The sequence below is a fragment of the Blautia faecis genome, assembly GCF_027662325.1.
Taxonomy (GTDB): Bacteria; Bacillota; Clostridia; order Lachnospirales; family Lachnospiraceae; genus Blautia_A; species Blautia_A faecis.
The window spans coordinates 1-4,735 of record NZ_JAQDKY010000079.1 but is presented as its reverse complement, the minus strand read 5'-3'; the positions used below and the strand labels follow the sequence as shown (position 1 = coordinate 4,735).

The 4,735-nt window shown below is 43.0% G+C and carries 7 protein-coding genes; 6 read left to right on the top strand and 1 reads right to left on the bottom strand.

Translation table 11 applies throughout. The annotated features are described in order from the left end of the window. The first annotated feature begins 57 nt into the window (after window positions 1–57). The 4 genes from PGQ38_RS18985 to PGQ38_RS18970 all read left to right on the top strand — a co-directional run bounded on the left by PGQ38_RS18985 (window position 58) and on the right by PGQ38_RS18970 (window position 4,315). Window positions 58–1,491: an MATE family efflux transporter gene (locus tag PGQ38_RS18985; RefSeq protein WP_233456101.1), complete on the top strand. Its 1,434-nt coding sequence runs from the start codon at window positions 58–60 to the stop codon at window positions 1,489–1,491. A gap of 93 nt (window positions 1,492–1,584) precedes the next feature. After that, a complete protein-coding gene (locus tag PGQ38_RS18980) occupies window positions 1,585–3,138 on the top strand; it encodes a sensor domain-containing diguanylate cyclase (RefSeq protein ID WP_204455003.1) in 1,554 nt (517 codons plus the stop codon). A gap of 41 nt (window positions 3,139–3,179) precedes the next feature. Further along, complete coding sequence (locus PGQ38_RS18975) at window positions 3,180–3,434, top strand: kinase (RefSeq protein ID WP_118583324.1); 255 nt, start codon at window positions 3,180–3,182, stop codon at window positions 3,432–3,434. Window positions 3,435–3,442: 8 nt separating this feature from the next. Beyond that, window positions 3,443–4,315: an aldose 1-epimerase family protein gene (locus PGQ38_RS18970; protein WP_195700225.1), complete on the top strand. Its 873-nt coding sequence runs from the start codon at window positions 3,443–3,445 to the stop codon at window positions 4,313–4,315. Here PGQ38_RS18970 and PGQ38_RS20300 read toward each other — a convergent pair. Further along, window positions 4,257–4,415: a DUF6783 domain-containing protein gene (locus tag PGQ38_RS20300; RefSeq protein ID WP_334304083.1), complete on the bottom strand. Its 159-nt coding sequence runs from the start codon at window positions 4,413–4,415 to the stop codon at window positions 4,257–4,259. The two genes, PGQ38_RS18970 and PGQ38_RS20300, sit on opposite strands and share 59 nt — an antisense overlap. Here PGQ38_RS20300 and PGQ38_RS20295 point away from each other — a divergent pair. Then, a complete protein-coding gene (locus PGQ38_RS20295) occupies window positions 4,344–4,505 on the top strand; it encodes a DUF6783 domain-containing protein (RefSeq protein WP_334304082.1) in 162 nt (53 codons plus the stop codon). The genes PGQ38_RS20300 and PGQ38_RS20295 overlap by 72 nt on opposite strands. 29 nt (window positions 4,506–4,534) lie before the next feature. Continuing rightward, entirely contained in the window at window positions 4,535–4,723 is a 189-nt protein-coding gene (locus PGQ38_RS18965) for a DUF6472 family protein (protein ID WP_118583318.1), read from the top strand. Window positions 4,724–4,735: the final 12 nt, after the last annotated feature.

The following is a 4,735-nucleotide window of genomic DNA, read 5'->3' as shown; positions in this document are numbered from 1 at the left end:
TTGACCTTTTGACACTGGTATCACAAAATAACAGGTAACAGAACAGGAAGAAATAAGATGAAATCAACTAGAAACAGATCCAGACTGGCAGATCAGGGAACAAAAGAAATGCTGCCAGTTATTTTTTCTCTTGCGTGGCCAACTATGCTGGAACAGCTGATGCAGACTGCAGTACAATATATGGACACTGGTATGGTAGGCGTCCTGGGAACAAGTGCAACAGCCGCTGTTGGAGCTACCAGTACAGTAAACTGGCTGATTGGAAGTACGGTTTCTGCGATCAGCATAGGATTTCTGGCATACATATCCCAGTCAATCGGAGCAGGAAAAAAAGAACAGGCAAAAAAAGCTTCAGGACAGGCTGTGCTGACAGTTGTGATCGTAGGAATATTTTTTACAATTCTGACAATGGGACTGAGCCGTAAAGTCCCTGTTTGGATGCAGGTAGATCCTTCTATTCAGAAACTGGCATCCAGCTATTTCCTGATCCTCTATGCACCGATGCTTTTTCGAACTGCGAACATTATTTTTGGAACTGTCCTGAGAGCAGTGGGCGATACCAAAACCCCTATGCAGGTAGGAGTTGCCTTTAATGTTATTAACATTGTACTGAACTTTTTTCTTATATATTCCACCAGAACTGTGCTGATTGGTGGAAAAGAACTGGTGATCCCAGGCGCGGGATGGGGCGTTCAAGGTGCAGCAGCTGCGAGTGCTATAGCTTATACCATTGGAGGTATTGCAATTACGGTTAAATTATGGAAGCATACTGATATATCTCCAAAGGGTCAGAGCTTCCTGCCGGATTCTGCAGTTCTGCGCCCTTGTCTGAAGGTGGCTGTTCCAAATATGTTTCAGCGATTTGCCACGTCCCTTGGATATGTGGCATTTGCATCCATGATCAATTCTTTGGGCGAGACTGCAACGGCAGCCCATACTATTGCCAATACAGTAGAATCTGCTTTTTATATTCCAGGATATGGAATGCAGACAGCAGCGGCTACTCTTGCAGGAAATGCTCTTGGAGCCAATGACAATAAAAAACTCAACAGCCTTGCCAAGGCAATTGTGCCGTTGGAAGTGGGACTGATGGTTATTTCCGGAAGTCTGCTGTTTATTTTTGCGCCGATATTGATCAGGCTGTTTTCATCAGATGCGCAGGTTATCCGTCTGGGAAGTACGGTACTTCGTATGGTTGCTGTTTCCGAACCGTTTTATGGTGTACCTATTGTGATCGAGGGCATGATGCAAGGTGTGGGGAAAACAGTAACTCCCTTTATTTTCAATGTAGCGGGAATGTGGGGTGTAAGAATTCTGGGGACTTTTATCTGCATCCATCTTCTTGGACTGGGACTTGTGTCTGCCTGGGGATGCATGATAGGTCACAATATGCTTCTTTTTGTTTTATTCACTTTACATTATTTCAGCGGCAGATGGAACCCTATGAATAAAACAAAAGTATCCTTCCAATACAAGACTTGTAAAAAGTGACCAAAAATCACAAGCTTGACAGCAGAATATATAGGCTTTATACTGAAAAATAACGAATAAAAGCCGTCACGGCTTGGAATGGATGACGTTAATATGGAAAAAAGCGTGAAAGACAATCCTGAATACAAAATGAAACGGCAGGGAATGATCATCGGACTGGTCTGTCTTGCTGTGATGGTGTTTCTGACGATTTTTCTTATGAGCAGATATCGTCAAAGAACAGAGAAGATTTTTACAGAGCTTATGGAGGAATCACTTTTATCCACCCATTCGGAAGCACTGACAGAAATGGAGAATTTCCTGGCTGGTTCAGCTGGAGCAGATAAGGTGGAGGAAGCCTGGGAGGCTCTGAACGAGGACGAGGGGAATGTGCTTCACTATGTGTGCAATACAGATGGGAAAATCCTGGCAGGAGATATGCGGATTTTTGACATTGAATATACGGTGGCGACAGTGCTTCATTCGCAGCATGTGAGGGATAACAGTATTTCCCAGGTGGAAAAGTCCCTTAAAAAGCTGACCTATGGAGCACCCCATATTTTCACGGAGCTTGAGAAAACGGATATCTATCTGGTGGCATCCAAGTTGGAAGGCAGAGACTGTATTCTGTTTTCAGAATATCGTTCCGCCAAAATGAAGAATTATAAAGCAGTGCTCATCAATGGAAACCGCATGATTATTTTTACGCTTCTTGGATGCGCGTTGATCATGCTGCTTTTTACAGTACGATTCTATATGAAACAGCAGAAGAAAGTGATGAAAGGTCAGGCAAGGTACGACATTTTGTCGGAGTTTTCGGACACGGTTCTTTTTGAATATGACTGCCTGGAAAAAACATTGGTATTTACGCCAAATATAACGACTTTATTTGGACTGAAGGAAATCGGTCCGATCAGGCCTTTTGACAGTGACACAGATTTCACAATGGTTCATCCAGATGATGTGGCGAAGGTAAAGGCACTTCTTTCCACAATTGGTGATAATTCTGATGAGATTGATGATTTTGTAATTCGTTTTAAGGATAAGAACGATAATTATCGTTGGGTGCGATGGATGGGCCGTCTGATACGAGGCCGTCTTGGTACACCACAGGCATTTCTGGGCAAGATTTCTGACGTTCAGAATGAGATGACCAGAGAACAGGATCTTCGTGAAAAAGCCTCTGTTGATGGTCTTACAGGCGCTCTGAACCGCAAGGCTGCAGAGCAGAAAATCAATACGCTTATGCAGGATAAAGAGTGTAAAGGTTACCTGCTTATGCTCGATATTGATGATTTTAAAACGGTAAATGATACAATGGGGCATGCAATAGGTGACCTTGCATTGATTACTTTGGTAAAACTTTTGAAGGAACATTTCCGTAGGGAGGATATTATCGGTCGTCTTGGCGGTGATGAATTTATTGTGTTTATGACAAATACAGAGCTTGCTTCGGCTGTTGAAGCAAAAGGTGCGGAAATTCTTGATATTCTGGCAAAGTCAGAGACTACACCACATTTTACCGTGAGTATAGGAGCGGCGGCTTATCCTGCAGCTGGAAACGACTATGAAAGCCTGTATCTGGCGGCGGATAACGCAATGTATGCTTCAAAGAAATCCGGTAAGAACAGAATTTATGTAGATAATGGTCAGCAGAAAAAAGAATGATCATAAAAGTATCGCTTTGAGACTAAAGGAAGGTGACAAAAATGCGGTTACAGATTGTACAGGATGCATTAAAAAAGAAGAATATCAAATACGAATATACAGAGATTGATGGCTGCGGAAGTCTTGATTTTCTGTTTCGAGGATTGAAATTCCATGTGTGGGAGTATGAGGACCGTGTCTGGGGGGCAGAGACAAATATTTATGAAGCAGGACGCAGTCAGGATATTGAGGGCAACTATGAAGAGGTCATTGCCAGAGAGATTTTATCATGGCCAGATATGATGCCAGGAAGTTGAGGAATGGAATGAAATACGAGATCAGCAATGAATTTCTTAAAGTGAAGGCCGACACAGAAGGTGCTATTTTGTGGTCCGTGACAGATAAGGACGGATTTGAGTATATCTGGCAGGGAGATGACAGATACTGGAATGAGCATGGTGCCAATCTTTTTCCCTATATTGCCAGATTATGGGAGAAATCCTACATATTTCAGGGGAAGACGTATCATATGGATATTCACGGTTTTGCCAAGGATTCTGTTTTCTCCTGTGAGAAAGCAGGGGAGAATGAACTGGTGTTTGCAATGGAAGATACCAGGGAAACTTTGGAACAGTATCCATTTCATTTTCGTTTTGAGATCCGATATCTGCTTGAGAAAAATACTTTAAAAGTTTTCTATTCGGTAAAAAATAAGGATGAGAAAACGATGTATTTTGGAATCGGCGGTCACCCGGGATTTAATATTCCGATGGAAGAGGGACTTTCCTTTGAGGATTATGAATTGGAATTTTCCAGGGCATGTGAGCCGCAGCGCATTCTTTTTTCACAGGAGTGTTTTGTGGAGGGGAAGGAGTCCTATGAACTTTTGGAGGGCAGACGGATTCCTCTTCGTCATAATCTTTTTGATGAAGATGCTATTGTGCTGGAGAAAACCTCTGGAGAGGTTCTGCTTCACAGTACGAAGGGCAAAAAGGCAGTGAAGGTATCTTATGTGGATATGCCTTATGTCGGTTTCTGGCATATGCCCTGCATGGATGCTCCTTATGTTTGCATTGAGCCGTGGTGTTCCCTTCCATCCAGACAGGGAATTACAGAAAATCTGGAGGAACAGAAGAATCTTATTTCACTGGAAGCTGGCAGGGAGTGCCAGATTTCCTGGACCATGGAAATTCTCTAGAGCGTGTCTGAAAAAGGCTTTCTGCAAGATGTGTGTCACAATTTGTGGGAGATTTGGTCTGGATGAGGGCGCCGTAGCGGGCTACGGTAACCGAATTCAGGCAAGATCTCCCGCAAAGTGGGGCGTGCAGATTGCGGGAATGATTTTTCAAACACGTTCTAGAACGTGCAGATTGTGGGAATGTTTTTAAATACTCGCAAGGAAGGCAGGGTATGTAATATGAAAAAGAAGCAGGGGGCGAACTGCGAATATTGTGTAAACTATTCTTATGACGATGATTACGAGTGCTATACTTGTGATATGAACCTTGACGAAGATGAGATGTATCGTTTTATTACAGGAACCTATCACGATTGCCCTTATTTCCGCATGGGGGACGAGTACAGAGTAGTAAGAAAACAGATGTAAAAAAATTAAAAT